Annotated in this window: 13 protein-coding genes; 9 read left to right on the forward strand and 4 right to left on the reverse strand. The window is 71.9% G+C overall.

Going from position 1 to position 15975, the window contains the following annotated elements; all coding sequences use genetic code 11:
- Position 1: 1 nt before the first annotated feature.
- Positions 2–841, reverse strand: coding sequence for an endo alpha-1,4 polygalactosaminidase (locus ACZ562_RS18920; protein ID WP_471180100.1), 840 nt, complete (start codon positions 839–841; stop codon positions 2–4).
- 348 nt (positions 842–1189) lie between these two features.
- Here ACZ562_RS18920 and ACZ562_RS18925 point away from each other — a divergent pair, with 348 nt between their 5' ends.
- The 7 genes from ACZ562_RS18925 to ACZ562_RS18955 all read left to right on the forward strand — a co-directional run bounded on the left by ACZ562_RS18925 (position 1190) and on the right by ACZ562_RS18955 (position 11912).
- Complete coding sequence (locus ACZ562_RS18925; RefSeq protein ID WP_471180102.1) at positions 1190–2728, forward strand: leucyl aminopeptidase; 1539 nt, start codon at positions 1190–1192, stop codon at positions 2726–2728.
- A gap of 328 nt (positions 2729–3056) precedes the next feature.
- Positions 3057–4445 carry a dihydrolipoyl dehydrogenase gene (lpdA, locus tag ACZ562_RS18930; protein WP_471180105.1) on the forward strand — a complete coding sequence of 463 codons (1389 nt, stop codon included), beginning with the start codon at positions 3057–3059 and terminating at the stop codon, positions 4443–4445.
- A 59-nt stretch (positions 4446–4504) separates the two neighbouring features.
- Positions 4505–6274, forward strand: coding sequence for a 2-oxoglutarate dehydrogenase, E2 component, dihydrolipoamide succinyltransferase (gene sucB, locus ACZ562_RS18935; protein WP_471180108.1), 1770 nt, complete (start codon positions 4505–4507; stop codon positions 6272–6274).
- A gap of 255 nt (positions 6275–6529) precedes the next feature.
- Positions 6530–7153 (forward strand): GntR family transcriptional regulator, encoded by a 624-nt coding sequence (locus ACZ562_RS18940; protein WP_471180110.1) that lies wholly within the window; start codon positions 6530–6532, stop codon positions 7151–7153.
- Between the two features lie 300 nt (positions 7154–7453).
- Complete coding sequence (gene aceE / locus ACZ562_RS18945) at positions 7454–10159, forward strand: pyruvate dehydrogenase (acetyl-transferring), homodimeric type (protein WP_471180113.1); 2706 nt, start codon at positions 7454–7456, stop codon at positions 10157–10159.
- Positions 10160–10362: 203 nt separating this feature from the next.
- Positions 10363–11337: a helix-turn-helix transcriptional regulator gene (locus tag ACZ562_RS18950; protein ID WP_471180115.1), complete on the forward strand. Its 975-nt coding sequence runs from the start codon at positions 10363–10365 to the stop codon at positions 11335–11337.
- A gap of 56 nt (positions 11338–11393) precedes the next feature.
- Entirely contained in the window at positions 11394–11912 is a 519-nt protein-coding gene (locus ACZ562_RS18955; RefSeq protein WP_471180330.1) for a DUF4240 domain-containing protein, read from the forward strand.
- 31 nt (positions 11913–11943) lie between these two features.
- Here ACZ562_RS18955 and ACZ562_RS18960 read toward each other — a convergent pair whose 3' ends face one another.
- Together ACZ562_RS18960 and ACZ562_RS18965 are read right to left on the reverse strand one after the other, a co-directional pair.
- A complete protein-coding gene (locus ACZ562_RS18960) occupies positions 11944–12141 on the reverse strand; it encodes a hypothetical protein (protein ID WP_471180117.1) in 198 nt (65 codons plus the stop codon).
- Positions 12142–12242: 101 nt separating this feature from the next.
- On the reverse strand, positions 12243–13052 hold the full coding sequence (locus ACZ562_RS18965) for a peptidoglycan recognition protein family protein (protein WP_471180119.1): 810 nt from the start codon (positions 13050–13052) through the stop codon (positions 12243–12245).
- 200 nt (positions 13053–13252) lie between these two features.
- Between ACZ562_RS18965 and ACZ562_RS18970 the strand changes: the two genes are divergently transcribed.
- The gene (locus ACZ562_RS18970; protein ID WP_471180120.1) at positions 13253–14446 is read left to right on the forward strand and encodes a MarP family serine protease; all 1194 of its coding nucleotides are present in this window, start codon (positions 13253–13255) and stop codon (positions 14444–14446) included.
- Positions 14447–14457: 11 nt separating this feature from the next.
- Here ACZ562_RS18970 and ACZ562_RS18975 read toward each other — a convergent pair whose 3' ends face one another.
- The gene (locus ACZ562_RS18975) at positions 14458–14946 is read right to left on the reverse strand and encodes a GNAT family N-acetyltransferase (RefSeq protein WP_471180122.1); all 489 of its coding nucleotides are present in this window, start codon (positions 14944–14946) and stop codon (positions 14458–14460) included.
- A gap of 74 nt (positions 14947–15020) precedes the next feature.
- On the opposite strand from ACZ562_RS18975, the gene ACZ562_RS18980 reads away from it, so the two are divergent.
- Positions 15021–15917 carry a TIGR01777 family oxidoreductase gene (locus ACZ562_RS18980; RefSeq protein WP_471180123.1) on the forward strand — a complete coding sequence of 299 codons (897 nt, stop codon included), beginning with the start codon at positions 15021–15023 and terminating at the stop codon, positions 15915–15917.
- Positions 15918–15975 lie beyond the last annotated feature (58 nt).

Below are 15975 nucleotides of genomic sequence, written 5' to 3' on the forward strand. Positions count from 1 at the left end.
CTCAGCACGCCCGGCGCCACACCCCCAGCTCGTACTTCTTGAGCATGGAACTCAGCTGCAGGCGGCGGGAGTCGTCACAGAAGCGGCGGGCCGGAAGCTCGTACTCGACGTGGAAGACGGCCTTGTCCGCCTTGATGAACGGCTTCAGGGCCGCGCACTCGCCGTACTGGGCGCACTGTTCGTTGACCGCGAAGTCGAAGTCGTCGACCAGGCGGGGGATCTGGTCGAGGTCGTTCTTCAGACCGACCGCCATGCCGCGCTCATGGGCGAGGCGGGCGATCAGGCGGTTGTAGCGGAGCTGGTCGGCGGCCGTGAGGCGGAAACCCGTGCGGTTCCGGTAGCCGTCCATGTTGTCCGGCTCCACCGCGTCGAAGCCCTTCGCCCGGCACATGTCGAGGCGGGCCGCCATCAGGGGTTCCAGGACGTCCGTACGGCGGATGTCGAGCCAGCGCTCGCCCCGCCAGCCGTTGCCGCGGCCCAGCACCGGCCCGGGGAACTTCTTCGCGTCCGGGCGGAAGTCCTCCCAGGCGCCGGTCGAGAGATAGCAGATGACCTTGCGGCCGCGGCGGTGGAGGCCGGCGACCGTGGCCTTGGAGTGGCCGAAGCCGTCGATGTCGTAGACGGGCACGTCGACGGACCGGTCGAGGCGCCCGCTGAGCTGCCACTGCCAGGCGAGGCCGGGGTGCGGCCGCCAGCGCGGGCCGACCGGCTTGTCGCCGGGCCCGGTGCCGCAGGCCGCCAGCAGCAGGACCAGGACGGCCAGAAAGGGCGTGCGTCTCAACGGGCGGGCTCCAGAGTGTGCTGCGTCGTACTTCGAGGATGACCGGCGGCGGCTCTCCATCAGTACGCGTGCAGCCCATGAGTTGTTCCTCCCCCGAAGGATCTCCGCGTGATTGATACGAGGAGGATCTGTGGACATCATGCAAAGGAGGGGACGGAGTGCTTGGCGGAACCCGATGAGTGTGACTCACCTCACCGGGCGTGAGGATCGAGAAGCGGCCATGGCGCCACCGAGAGGTGAACGGGCCGCGGCAATGATCGGAAGGCCCGCCGAGCGTAGGCTCGTGCCGGGTGCTCGCCTGCCCGGGCGAACCCTGGTTCATGGCCGGAAATAGAGTCGGACGTCGGGCCTGGCCGACCCCACCCCTCTCGGCCGCCATTACTTCAAGGGAAGCGAGATTCCACCACCGTGACTGCTCTCACTCTCAGCACCGCCGCGGCGCCCGGCCTGCGGGCCGACGCGATCGTGATCGGTGTCGCCAAGGGCGCTGCATCCAGGTCTGGGAACCTGGTCGTCGCACCGGGCGCCGAGGCCGTGGACAAGGCGTACGACGGCAAACTCGCCGGCGTCCTGGAGACCCTCGGTGCCTCCGGTACCGAGGGCGAGGTGACGAAGCTCCCCGCACCGTCCGGCTTCAAGACGCCGCTCGTGGTGGCGGTGGGCCTGGGCGCCGAGCCCGAGAAGGACTCCGCCTTCGACGCGGAGGCGCTGCGCAGGGCCGCCGGCGCCGCCGCCCGCGCCCTCGCCGGCTCCAAGAAGGCCGCCTTCGCCCTGCCGCTCACCGACGCCGCCGACGCCGGCGCGGTAGCCGAGGGCGCGCTGCTCGGCGCGTACTCCTTCGACACCTACAAGGACAACGGCAAATCCGCCAAGGCCAAGAACGGCAAGGCCCCGCTCGCCGAGGCCGCCCTGCTCGGCGGCAAGCCCCGCGACCGGGCGTACAAGGCGGCGATCGAGCGTGCCACCGCCGTGGCCGAGGAGCTCAACCGCGCCCGCGACCTGATCAACACCCCGCCGAACGACCTCAACCCCCAGTCGTTCGCCGCCCTCGCGCAGAGCGCGGCCAAGCAGCACGGCATCAAGGTGCAGGTGCTCGACGAGAAGGCCCTGGAGAAGGGCGGCTACGGCGGCATCCTCGGCGTGGGCGCGGGCTCCCAGGCCGCTCCCCGGCTGGTGAAGCTGTCGTACTCGCACTCCAAGGCGGACAAGCACCTCGCCTTCGTGGGCAAGGGCATCACCTACGACTCGGGCGGCATCTCGCTCAAGCCCGCCGGGCACAACGAGACGATGAAGTGCGACATGAGCGGTGCGGCGGCGGTCTTCGCCGCCGTGGTCGCCGCCGCGCGCCTGGGTCTCGAGGTCAACGTGACCGGCTGGCTGGCGCTGGCCGAGAACATGCCGTCGGGCTCCGCGACCCGGCCGGGCGACGTGCTGCGCATGTACAGCGGCAAGACCGTCGAGGTGCTCAACACGGATGCCGAGGGCCGCCTCGTCCTCGCGGACGCGCTGTGGGCCGCCTCGCAGGAGAAGCCGGACGCGATCGTGGACGTCGCGACCCTGACCGGCGCGATGATGCTGGCGCTCGGCAGCCGCACCTTCGGGATCATGGCGAACGACGACGCGTTCCGCTCCGCGGTGTTCGAGGCGGCGGAGGAGGTCGGCGAGCCGGCGTGGCCGATGCCGCTGCCGGAGCACCTGCGCAAGGGGATGGACTCGCCGACCGCCGACATCGCGAACATGGGCGAGCGGATGGGCGGCGGCCTGGTCGCGGGGCTCTTCCTGCGCGAGTTCGTGGGCGAGGGGATCACCTGGGCGCACCTGGACATCGCGGGGCCGGCGTTCAACGAGGGCGGTCCGTTCGGTTACACGCCGAAGGGCGGCACGGGGTCCGCGGTGCGGACGCTGGTGCGGGTTGCCGAGCTGGCGGCTGCGGGGGATCTGGGCTGAGGCCGATCTTGCGGCGGGGCCTCGTATGCGGGTAGCACGAGGCCCCGCCGCCTGCCGGCTCTGTCACTTCTGTCGCACGGCGGGTGCGGATCATGCGGGTCGATCGCGCGGTTCCTCGCGTCCCTCGGGTGGGTCGGCTTGCCCGTGGCCGTGAACAGTGCGACGTCTCACACACCATCCCGGCGTCTCGTTCGCCCCCGACAAGTGCGAAGATGGGGCTCGGCAGGACAGGGCCCCCACCACAGGGCCGAAGAAAGAGCGGCCGGACACCAGCCGCCGCCCGGTCATTGACGACCGGCGTACGGCGCACATGCATGGAGGACGTGACGTGGCGAACGACGCCAGCACCGTTTTCGACCTAGTGATCCTCGGCGGTGGTAGCGGTGGTTACGCCGCGGCGCTGCGCGGGGCGCAGCTGGGCCTGGACGTCGCCCTGATCGAGAAGGACAAGGTCGGCGGCACCTGCCTGCACCGGGGATGCATCCCCACCAAGGCCCTGCTGCACGCGGGCGAGATCGCCGACCAGGCCCGCGAGAGCGAGCAGTTCGGCGTCAAGGCCACCTTCGAGGGCATCGACGTACCGGCCGTCCACAAGTACAAGGACGGGGTCATCTCCGGCCTGTACAAGGGTCTGCAGGGGCTCGTCGCCTCCCGCAAGGTCACCTACATCGAGGGCGAGGGCCGGCTGTCCTCCCCCACCTCCGTCGACGTGAACGGACAGCGCGTCCAGGGCCGCCACGTCCTGCTGGCGACCGGCTCCGTGCCGAAGTCGCTGCCGGGCCTGGAGATCGACGGCAACCGGATCATCTCCTCGGACCACGCCCTCGTCCTGGACCGCGTGCCGAAGTCGGCGATCGTCCTCGGCGGCGGTGTCATCGGCGTCGAGTTCGCCTCCGCCTGGAAGTCCTTCGGTACGGACGTCACGGTCATCGAGGGCCTCAAGCACCTCGTCCCGGTCGAGGACGAGAACTCCTCCAAGCTTCTTGAGCGCGCCTTCCGCAAGCGCGGCATCAAGTTCAACCTGGGCACCTTCTTCCAGAAGGCCGAGTACACCCAGGACGGTGTCAAGGTCACCCTCGCCGACGGCAAGGAGTTCGAGGCGGAGCTCCTCCTCGTCGCCGTCGGCCGCGGCCCGGTTTCGCAGGGCCTCGGCTACGAGGAGCAGGGCGTCGCGATGGACCGCGGCTACGTCCTGGTCGACGAGTACATGCGGACGAACGTCCCGACCATCTCTGCCGTCGGTGACCTGGTCCCGACGCTCCAGCTCGCGCACGTCGGCTTCGCCGAGGGCATCCTGGTGGCGGAGCGCCTGGCCGGTCTGAAGACCGTTCCGATCGACTACGACGGCGTGCCGCGGGTGACGTACTGCCACCCGGAGGTCGCCTCCGTGGGTATCACCGAGGCCAAGGCCAAGGAGATCTACGGCGCGGACAAGGTCGTCGCTCTCAAGTACAACCTGGCGGGCAACGGCAAGAGCAAGATCCTGCAGACCGCGGGCGAGATCAAGCTCGTCCAGGTCAAGGACGGTGCCGTGGTCGGCGTCCACATGGTCGGCGACCGCATGGGCGAGCAGGTCGGCGAGGCCCAGCTGATCTACAACTGGGAGGCGCTGCCGGCCGAGGTGGCCCAGCTCATCCACGCCCACCCGACGCAGAACGAGGCGCTCGGCGAGGCCCACCTGGCCCTGGCCGGCAAGCCCCTCCACTCGCACGACTGACCCTCGGTCGACGAACGCGACGACACAGACTTCCGCACTTGTAAGGAGCAACCGAAACCATGGCGGTTTCCGTAACCCTTCCGGCGCTCGGCGAGAGCGTCACCGAGGGCACTGTCACCCGCTGGCTGAAGGCCGAGGGCGAGCGCGTCGAGGCCGACGAGCCGCTGCTCGAAGTGTCGACCGACAAGGTCGACACCGAGATCCCCTCGCCCGCCGCCGGTGTCCTGGCCTCCATCAAGGTCGCCGAGGACGAGACCATCGAGGTCGGCGCCGAGCTGGCCGTCATCGACGACGGCACGGGCGCGCCCGCTGCCGCCCCGGCCCCGGCCGCCGAGCCGGTCTCCGAACCGGCGCCCGAGCCGGCCCCGCAGGCCCAGCCGTCCACCGAGCAGGCGGCTCCGGCCCCGGCTCCGACCGCCGAGGCCGCTGCCGGCGGCGGCTCCGCCGAGGGCACGGACGTCGTCCTGCCCGCGCTCGGCGAATCCGTCACCGAAGGCACCGTCACCCGCTGGCTGAAGTCGGTCGGCGACTCCGTCGAGGCCGACGAGCCGCTGCTCGAGGTCTCCACGGACAAGGTCGACACCGAGATCCCGGCGCCCACCTCCGGTGTGCTGCTCGAGATCACGGTCGGCGAGGACGAGACGGCCGAGGTCGGCGCCAAGCTGGCCGTGATCGGCGCCCCGGGTGCCGCTCCGGTGGCCGCCCCGGCTCCTGCCGCTCCGGCTCCCGCGCCCGCCGCCGCTGCCCCGGCGCCCGCGCCCGCGGCTCCGGCCGCGCCGGCTCCTGCCCCGGCTCCGGCCCCCGCCGCCGAGGCGCCCGCTCCGGCTCCGGCGCCCGCGCCCGCCGCTCCGGCTCCGGCTCCGGTCACCCCGGCCCCGGCTGCCGCGCCGGCCGGTGACGACGGCGCCTACGTGACCCCGCTGGTGCGCAAGCTCGCCGCCGAGAACGGCGTCGACCTGGCCTCCGTCAAGGGCACCGGCGTCGGCGGCCGTATCCGCAAGCAGGACGTCATCGCCGCCGCCGAGGCCGCCAAGGCCGCCGCTGCCGCTCCGGCTCCGGCCGCCGCTGCTCCGGCTGCCAAGAAGGCGCCCGCCCTGGAGGCCTCCCCCCTCCGCGGCCAGACCGTCAAGATGCCGCGCATCCGCAAGGTCATCGGCGACAACATGGTCAAGGCCCTGCACGAGCAGGCCCAGCTGTCCTCGGTCGTCGAGGTCGACGTCACCCGCCTGATGCGCCTGCGCGCCCAGGCAAAGGACTCCTTCGCCGCGCGCGAGGGCGTCAAGCTCTCCCCGATGCCGTTCTTCGTCAAGGCGGCGGCCCAGGCGCTGAAGGCCCACCCGGTCATCAACGCCAAGATCAACGAGGCCGAGGGCACCATCACCTACTTCGACACCGAGAACGTCGGTATCGCGGTGGACTCCGAAAAGGGCCTGATGACCCCGGTCATCAAGCGCGCGGGCGACCTGAACATCGCCGGTATCGCCAAGGCCACGGCGGACCTCGCGGGCAAGGTCCGGGCCAACAAGATCACCCCGGACGAGCTGTCCGGCGCGACCTTCACCATCAGCAACACCGGTTCGCGCGGCGCGCTGTTCGACACGATCATCGTGCCTCCGGGCCAGGTCGCGATCCTCGGCATCGGCGCCACGGTGAAGCGCCCGGCCGTCATCGAGACGGAGGAGGGTACGGTCATCGGCGTCCGCGACATGACCTACCTGACGCTGTCCTACGACCACCGTCTGGTGGACGGCGCCGACGCGGCCCGGTACCTGACCGCGGTCAAGGCGATCCTGGAGGCGGGCGAGTTCGAGGTCGAGCTCGGCCTGTAACCCGGGTAACCCGTATTGCGGGTACGGCAGCTTGAACGGTGCCCCCGTCCGGAGACCTCCGGGCGGGGGCACCGCGTTTCATGGCCGTGTCCGGAACGGGTCTTTACAGGCATGACCGCGGTGCGCTGCGTGTAAGTCTCGTCTCACCTGCGGGAAAGCGCCCCCGTGCGCCCCTCTCCGACGGTCCCGCGGCCGTATTGTCTAAACGTCAAACGCCCCAGGGGCCCAGGGGCGGCCCCGTCTTAAGGAGCCCTCATGACCGCGCCCGTCATCCACTCGCTGCGCGAACAGATCCGCGAGCACATCGTGGAAGGGATCGTCAGCGGGCGCTGGAAGCCGGGTGAGCGGATCGTCGAGCGGCGCATCGCCACCGAACTGGAGGTCAGTCAGACCCCGGTGCGGGAAGCGCTGCGCGAGCTGGAGTCGCTGCGGCTGATCGAGTCGGCGCCGAACAAGGGCGTACGGGTGCGGAACCTGACCGCTGCCGACCTGGAGGAGAGCTACCCGGTCCGGGCCGGTCTGGAGGCGATCGCGGCGGAGCTGGCGGCGGCGCGGCTGGCGGAGGACTGCTCGGCCCTGGAACCGCATGTCGCCGCGCTGTACGAGGCCGACCGCAATGCGGACGGCACGGCTCAGGTGCGCCACACGGTCGGGTTTCACCGGGAGCTGGTACGGGCGGCCGGCAACTCGGTGCTGCTGCACACCTGGGAGGGGCTCGGCATCGAGGTGTTCACCGCGCTGTCGATCCGCTGGCTGGGGACGGTCCAGCAGTCGTACGCGGAGGAGCACGAGGAGCTGGTCCAGGCGTTCAGGAGGCGCGACCCCCGGATCGCCGACCTGGTGAAGGCTCATGTGCTGGGGTGCGCGCCGCGCGCCTAGTGCCGCGTCAGCGGCACCAGGCTTCCCTTCGGCGGAGCGTACACCTGCTCGATCGTGGGCTCCGACCTGCAGAAAACGCCTGACCCGCGGCACTGGGTGTCCACCCGAACGACACCCCGTGCCTATTTTCTCGTAATCGAGAAGTTTTGCCCCTCAACCCTTTGATCGATCATCGATCAGCGAGTTAGAGTCGCCGACGGGCTTGCACTCAAAGCCCTCAGCCCTGTCCTGCCAAAGACATAGGGCACCCCGAACCCTTACCGATGAGGGAACCCCCCTTCGACTGAGGAAGGCGGCGACATGACCGACCCCAACGCCATCCAGCCGAGCGAGCTCGACCAGCTCCCGGACCGCGACCCCGAGGAGACCGCCGAATGGCAGGCCTCCCTGGACGCGGTCGCCAAGGCGGCCGGCCCGCACCGTGCCGCGTACCTGATGCGCCGCACGCTGGAGCGCGCGGAGGGCAACGGCATCGCGCTGCCCAAGCTCCTCGAGACCGACTACGTCAACACCATCCCCACCGCTGCCGAGCCCTCCGCGCCCGGTGACGAGGAGATGGAGCGCCGGATCACCGCGTGGAACCGCTGGAACGCGGCCGCGATGGTCACCCGGGGCGCGAAACACGGCGTCGGCGGCCACATCGCCACCTTCGCCTCCGCCGCCTGGCTCTACGAGACCGGCTTCAACCACTTCTTCAAGGGCAAGGAGGCCGACGGCTCGGGCGACCAGCTCTACATCCAGGGCCACGCCTCCCCCGGCATCTACGCCCGCGCCTTCCTCGACGGCCGGCTGACCGAGCAGCACCTCGACAACTTCCGCCAGGAGGCGGGCGGCAACGGCCTTCCGTCGTACCCGCACCCGCGGCGCCTGCCCTGGCTGTGGGAGTTCCCGACCGTCTCCATGGGTCTCGGTCCGCTGTCCGCGATCTACCAGGCGCGCTTCAACCGCTATCTCACCAACCGCGGCATCAAGGACGTCTCCGCGTCCCACGTCTGGGCCTTCCTCGGCGACGGCGAGATGGACGAGCCCGAGTCGACGGCGGCGCTCGCGCTGGCCTCCCGCGAGGGCCTGGACAACCTGACCTTCGTCATCAACTGCAACCTGCAGCGCCTCGACGGCCCGGTCCGCGCGAACTTCAAGATCGTGCAGGAGCTGGAGGCCCAGTTCCGCGGTGCGGGCTGGAACGTCGTCAAGACCCTCTGGGGCACGGCCTGGGACGAGCTGTTCCAGCTCGACACGACCGGCGCGCTCGTACGCCGGCTGCGCGAGGTGCCCGACGCCCAGGTGCAGACGTACCAGACGCGCGGCGCCGCCTACATCCGCGAGGACTTCTTCGGCAAGGACCCGGCGCTCGCCGAGATGGCGAAGCTGCTGAGCGACGACAAGATCCTCGAGTGCTTCCACCTCTCCCGCGGCGGCCACGAGGCGCGCAAGGTGTACGCGGCCTACAAGGCGGCCGTCGAGTTCAAGGGCGCCCCCACGGTCATCCTGGCCCAGACGGTCAAGGGCCACACGCTCGGTGAGGGCTTCGCGTCGAAGAACGCCAACCACCAGATGAAGAAGCTGACGGTGGACGAGTTCAAGACGATGCGTGACCTGCTGGAGCTGCCGGTCTCCGACGCGCAGTTCGTCGACGGGGTCGTCCCCTACGGCCACCCCGGCGCCGACTCCCCCGAGGTCCGCTACCTCCAGGAGCGCCGCGCCGCCCTCGGCGGCCCGGCCCCGGCCCGCCGCGTGCACCCGGTCGCCCCGCTGCCCGCCCCCGCGGAGAAGGCCTTCGCCTCCTTCGACAAGGGCTCCGGCTCCCAGAACGTGGCCACCACCATGGCCTTCGTCCGCCTGATCAAGGACCTGGTCCGCGACAAGGAGACCGGCAAGCGCTGGGTGCCGATCGTCCCCGACGAGGCGCGCACCTTCGGCATGGAGTCGCTGTTCCCGTCCCTCGGCATCTACTCGCCCAAGGGCCAGACGTACGAGCCGGTCGACCGCGACCAGCTGATGTACTACAAGGAGGCGAAGAACGGCCAGATCCTCAACGAGGGGATCACCGAGGCCGGTTCGATGGCCGACTTCATCGCCGCCTCCACGGCGTACGCCACGCACGGCGAAGCGATGATCCCGTTCTACATCTTCTACTCGATGTTCGGCTGGCAGCGCACGGCCGACCAGATGTGGCAGCTCGGCGACCAGCTCGGCCGCGGCTTCCTCGTCGGCGCCACGGCCGGCCGTACGACGCTGACGGGCGAGGGCCTCCAGCACGCCGACGGCCACTCGCCGGTGATCGCGGCGACGAACCCGGCGGCGCTGACGTACGACCCGGCGTTCGCGTACGAGGTCGCGACGATCGTGAAGGACGGCCTGCGCCGCATGTACGGCGAGGCTCTGCCCGGTGAGGACCCGAACGTCTTCTACTACCTCACCGTCTACAACGAGCCGCTGCCGCAGCCCGCGAAGCCGTCGGCCCCCGGCGTCGACGAGGGCATCGTCAAGGGCCTGTACCGCTTCAACACCGTGGAGTCGGCAGGCGTGGAGGTGTCCGGGGCGAACGCTCCGCGCGTCCAGCTGCTGGGCTCCGGCACGGCGATCCACTGGGTCCTTCAGGCGCAGAAGCTGCTCGCCGAGGAGTGGGGCGTGGCGGCCGACGTGTGGTCCGCGACGTCCTGGACCGAGCTGCGCCGCGACGCCCTGGAGGCCGACGCGGCCCTGCTGCGCGGCGAGGAGCGCGTGCCGTACGTCCGGCAGGCGCTGCAGGGCGCCGAGGGCCCGGTGCTCGCGGTCTCCGACTACATGCGCCAGGTCCCGGACCAGATCGCGCAGTGGGTCGAGCAGGACTACTCCTCGCTGGGCGCCGACGGCTTCGGCCTCTCCGACACCCGTGAGGCGGCACGCCGCCACTTCGGCGTCGACGCGCAGTCGATCGTCGTCGCGGCCCTGGCCCAGCTCGCCCGCCGCGGCGAGGTAAAGGCCTCGGCCGTGAAGGAGGCCCGCGAGCGGTACGGCCTGTAAGGGCTCGGTTCCACCTCGGTGAGTTCGGCACCGCCGGGCTGCCGCGTGATGGTCGAGCGCCCTTGCGGCGGAGAGGGAACCGGCGAGATGCGGCTGCCGGTGACGTCTTCCCGCCGCGACGGGTGCCCGGCCACGGCGCCGGTGACCGGCGGTGCCGAAGTCGTCCCGGCCCCACTGTCGGTGGTGCCGGGCACCATGGGCGTATGCGTGCTGCCCGGCTGATCAAGATGGTGCTGCTGCTCCAGTCCCGTTCCTCCATGACCGCCGCCGAGCTGGCGCGGGAGCTGGAGGTGTCGGAGCGGACGGTCACACGGGACGCGCAGGCACTGTCCGAGGCGGGCGTCCCGGTGTACGCGGACCGGGGGCGGGCCGGGGGGTACCGGCTGATCGGCGGGTACCGGACCCGGCTGACCGGGCTGGCCCGGGGCGAGGCCGAGGCGCTGTTCCTGTCGGGCGTGCCCGGGGCGCTGCGGGAGATGGGGCTGGAGGACGCCGCCTCCGCCGCCCGCCTCAAGGTGTCCGCCGCGCTCCTGCCGTCGCTGCGCGATGCCTCCCGTACCGCCGCACAGCGGTTCCACCTGGACGCGCCGAGCTGGTTCCGGGAGCCGCAGACGCCCGAACTGCTGACCGCGGTCGCGGACGCGGTGTGGGACGACCGGCGGATCGACGCGCGCTACCGCGTCCGGGAGGCCGAGGTGGCGCGCGGGCTGGAGCCTTACGGGCTCGTGCTCAAGGCGGGGGTCTGGTACTTGTGCGCGAGGGTGCCGGGGCGAGGCTCCTTCCGGGTCTACCGGATCGACCGGTTCACGGCGGTGGAGGCGGGCCGGGAGCGCTTCGAGCGGGACGACGAGTTCGACCTGCCGGGCTTCTGGGAGGAGCGGGCCGAGCAGTTCGCGCGGTCGATCCTGCGGGCCGAGGTCGGGATACGGCTGTCGGAGGAGGGGGCGCGGAGACTGCCGCACGCCGTCGATCCGCTCGCCGCCCGTCAGGCGCTGGGATCCGCGGGGCCCGCGGACGGCGACGGGTGGGTGACGGTGACCCTGCCCGTGGAGTCCGAGGAGGTCGCCCACACCCAGCTCACGGCGCTCGGCCCCGAGGTCGAGGTGCTGGCGCCGGAGAGTCTGCGGGCGCGCTTCTCGGACGCCGCGCTGCGGCTCGCCCGGCTGTACGGGACATAACAATCCGTCGCACTCCGCGTGCGCCCCACCCGTCCAGGGCCGATGCTGGACCCGTGATGGACGAGACGGAGTTCTGGGAGCTGGTCGACGACGCCCGCGATGCCGCCGGGGGCGACCCCGAGGATCAGGCCGACGTGCTCGTGGAGCGGCTGCTCCAGCTGGACCCCGAGTCGGTCCTCGACTTCGCCCGTCACTTCGAGTCCCGCTACAACCGCGCCTATACCTGGGATCTTTGGGGCGCCGCCGCGGTCCTGCTGGACGGGGCGAGCGACGACGCGTTCGACTTCTTCCGGTGCTGGCTCATCGGCCAGGGACGTGAGGTGTACGAGCCCGCGGTGCACGAGCCCGACGCGCTCGCCGACCTCCTGGACGACTTCGACGAGGAGGTCGACGGCGACGGCGAGGACCTCGGCTACGCCGCCGACGAGGCATACGAACAACTAACCGGCACCGTCGCCCCCGACCTCGGCATCCCGCCGGCGGCCCCCGAACCGGAGGGCGCGCCCGTGGACTTCGAGCACGACCGGGTGCTGGCGGAACGGTTCCCCAGGCTGTGGGAGCGGTTCAGGTCCTGACGCTGAGAGCATCCCCGGCCGGGACCTGGCCTCATGCCGCGACCCGGCGGCGGGTCGTGTCCGACGCGATGTACGCCTGCGCCTGGCCGATCCCGACCGCGTGGTGCCGCGGTGCCTTGTTCGCCTGGTCGAGGGCGGACGCCGTCGCGGCGGCCGGTCCCAGGACGACGGTCGCCACCGCGCAGACCACGGTCCACACACGACTGCTGCCGCTGACGCTGCTGCTCATGATCCCCACCTCCGGTCGGCTTCTGGTGAAGACCGTAGATCGCCGGCCTCGGAATGCCCTGCACAGCGGCTGTGCCGTTCCTGTGAACCGCACGTCCGGCCTCATTTGCGGCCCTGCAGCCGCGCCGCCCGCTCCCTGATCTCCGGCAGGCGGACGCTGAGGGCCGCGCCCGGGCAGCTCGTCATGTAGCCGTCGTCGTGGCCCGCGAGGGCGGGCAGGACGGCGGCGGTGCCGGCCGCGTACCGGCTGTGGCTGTTGCTGGAGACCAGGTGCACCCTCGCGCGCGGGTCGATGTCCGCGAGGCCGAGTTTCCAGGCGGCCAGCGCGGCGATCGCGTCGGTCATCGCCCGGGGCACGGCCACGCCGGCCGTGAAGGTGCCGAGGGCGGCGATGCCCGCGGTGCGGTGGTTGAAGCCCTGGGTGTGGGCTCCGGTGACGGGGCGGTCTGTGCCGCCGGCGCGGCCCTCGTAGATGGTGCCGCAGCGGTCGACGAGGAAGTTGTAGCCGATGTCGTCCCACTGGCGGGCGCCGGTCTGGCCCGCGGCGATGTAGCGGATGACGCGGGGGGTGTCGGCGCAGTCGTAGTCGTTCGGCGAGTCGGTGTGGTGGATGAACACGGCGACGACCTCGTCGTCGTAGCGCGGGGGCGGGCGGGTGCGGTCGTAGTCGGCGGGCGCCCAGGCCGACCTGGGCACGATGTGCGGTCTGGGCGCGTGGTGGTGGACGGCGGGACGGGCCACGGCGTCCGATCGCGCCGCCGGCGCGCCCGTACGGTCGACGCCGATCGCGCACAGCGCCAGCGCGAGGGCGGCGGCCGTTCCGGGCAGACAGGCCAGCGGCACGACCGCGGCGCCGGGTATTCGTACCCGGCGGCGCTTCCGTGCGCCCCGCGGCCTTCGGAAGACACGCATGGTCCCACTCTCCGACGGATTCGTTCCGCCCGCGATGTGTGCTGTGCCGTCCGGTGGAACCAGCGTCCCGGTCCGAGACGTTTTCCGGGGTACACGCACGCGTGGCCGGTTCCGGGCGCCACGCGCGCGTGGCTGATCACTGGGCCCGTCCCGCGCGTACTAGGTGACGACGCCCCTGGGTCCTGGAGAAAGGCGGCCTCGTGGACCTGCTCGACATCCTGCTGTTACTGGTGGTCCTGGCCTACGCTGCCTCCGGCTACCGGCGGGGACTGGTGGCCGGCTGTGTCTCGCTGGCCGGCTTCGTGGGCGGTGCGGTCGTCGGTGTGTGGGGGCTGCCGTGGGTGATGGACCTGGTGGCTCCGGGGACGACGACGGCCACGGTGACGGCGGTGCTGACCGTGCTGGTCCCGGCGGTGGCCGGACACGAGGTGGCGGGGCGCCTCGCGCTCAGGCTGCGGCGCGAGCTGGACCGTTCCGGCAGGGGTCCGCTCCGGGTGGCCGACGGGGTCGGCGGGGCCGCGGCGAACTCGGTGGCCGTGCTGATCGTGGCGTGGGTGGCCGCCAGCGTGCTGGGCGCGTCCTCGTCCCCGCTGGTCACGACGGCGATCCGGGACTCGACGCTGCTGGGCACCGTGCAGGACGCCATGCCGGACACCACCCCCACCTGGTTCTCGCGCGCCACGTCCGCGCTCGCCGAGGCGGGCTTCCCGCAGGTCTTCAACCCGTTCGAGAGCGAGTCGACCGCCGAGGTCGCGAGGCCCTCCGGCGACAGCGTCACGACGAGCGCCACGAAGGCCGCCAAGCTCAGCACTGTGAAGATCGAGGGCGCCTTCGGCAACCAGGGCCGCGAGGGCAGCGGCTTCGTGTACGCGCCGCGGCACGTGATGACCAACGCGCACGTGGTGGCCGGCATCGACGAGCCCAGCGTGCGGATCGGGGGCGTCGGGCGGTCGTACGAGGCGCGGGTGGTGCTCTTCGACCCGGACAAGGACGTGGCGGTGCTGTACGTCCCCGGCCTGAGCGCCCCCGTGCTGCGCTTCGACGACGGCGCCGCACGCGGCGACTCGGCGGTCGTGGCCGGCTATCCGCAGGCCGGCGGCCTGAACCTGCAGGCGGCGACCGTCGCGGGCCGCGTCCGGGCGACCGGCCGGAACATCTACAGCGACGCGAACGTCACCCGTGAGATCTACTCGATCCGCTCCACCGTCCGCCCCGGCAACTCCGGCGGGCCCCTGCTGACCACCGACGGCAAGGTCTACGGCGTCGTCTTCGCCCGCTCCACCTCGGACGACGAGACCGGTTACGTACTGACGGCGGCCGAGGTCTCCTCCGCCGCCGAGCGCGCGGCGAAGGAGACGGCACCGGTGGACACGGGCGAGCTGGTCACCTCGTGAGCCCGCACCGCTCAGAGACCGCGCCCCATGAACACGTCGTCGACGTACTTCCCGTCGAGGAAGAACTCCTCGGGCAGGATTCCCTCGACCACGAACCCCTCGGACTCGTAGAGCCCGCGGGCCGGGCCGTTGTGCCCGAGGACGCGCAGGGTGATGCGCCGCGCCCCCTGCCGCCCGGCCTCCGCCACCACGGCCCGCAGCAGCGCCCGCCCGACCCCGGCGCCGCGCGCCTCCTCGGCGACGACGAGCCCCTGGATCTGCCGGACGTGGGCGTGGCACGCCAGGGGCGTCGGGAAGCCCAGGCGGACGTATCCGACGACCGTGCCGCCGAGCTCGGCGACGAGGTGGTCGCGCGGCCCGAAGCGTTCGTTGAAGAAGGGCGGGTACGGCGGCCGGGGGCGCGGCTGGACGGAGTGCAGCGTGGACCAGGTGACGCGGTCGAGGAGACCGAGCGTCTCCTCGTCGTCGAGCGTGGCGTGGCGTATGTGCGGTACCGGCATGACGGTCACCCTAAGCCGGACGACGGCGAGGCCCTGGTCGGGTTTCGGCGGGTCCACTGAGCACAATGGGCGGCATGGAACGTTCCCGAATCGCGGTGGCCGGCGCGTCCGGTCTCATCGGCGGCGCCCTGGTGCGGTCCCTGACCGCGGACGGGCACGAGGTGGTGCGCCTGGTGCGCCGGGCGCCCCGGGCCGAGGGCGAGGTCCGGTGGGACCCCGAGCGGAAGTACGTCGACGCGGCCGGGCTCGCCGGGTGCGACGCCGTGGTCAACCTGGCCGGGGCGGGGGTGGGCGGGCGCCGCTGGACGGACGCGTACAAGGCGAGGATCCGGTGCAGCCGGGTGCTGGGCACGGCGGCCCTCGCCGAGGCCGTGGCGGGCCTGGACAGCCCGCCGCGGGTCTTCGTGAGCGGCAGCGCGATCGGTATCTACGGGGAGACCGGCGACCGTGCCGTGGACGAGGACGCGCCGCCCGGGGACGGTTTCCTGCCCTCGCTGTGCGTGGAGTGGGAGGGGGCCGCGGCGCCCGCGCGGGAGGCGGGCGTACGGACGGTGTTCGCGCGGACCGGGCTGGTGGTGGCCCGCGGCGGCGGGGCGTGGGGGCGGCTGTTCCCGCTCTTCAAGGCGGGGTTGGGCGGGCGGCTGGGCAGCGGACGGCAGTACTGGTCGTTCGTCGCGCTGCACGACGAGGTGGCCGCCCTCCGCCATCTCATCGACACCGACGGTCTGTCCGGACCCTTCAACGTGACCGCACCGCATCCCTTGACGAACCGTGAGGTCACCGAGGCGATGGGGCGCGTGCTGCACCGGCCCACGGTGTTCGCGGTGCCCGAGCCCGTGCTGCGGGCCGTGCTCGGCGAGCTGGCCGGGGACGTCCTGGGCAGCCAACGGGTGCTGCCGATGCGCCTGTTGGAGTCGGGCTTCACCTTCGCGTTCCCGGAGATCGAGGGGGCGATCCGGGCCGCGTTGTGACGCGGGACCCTTCGCGACCGTATGCGACCGCGTGCGACCGTGCCCTGTCGATGCGCGA

This window comes from Streptomyces sp. NPDC040410, assembly GCF_055595715.1.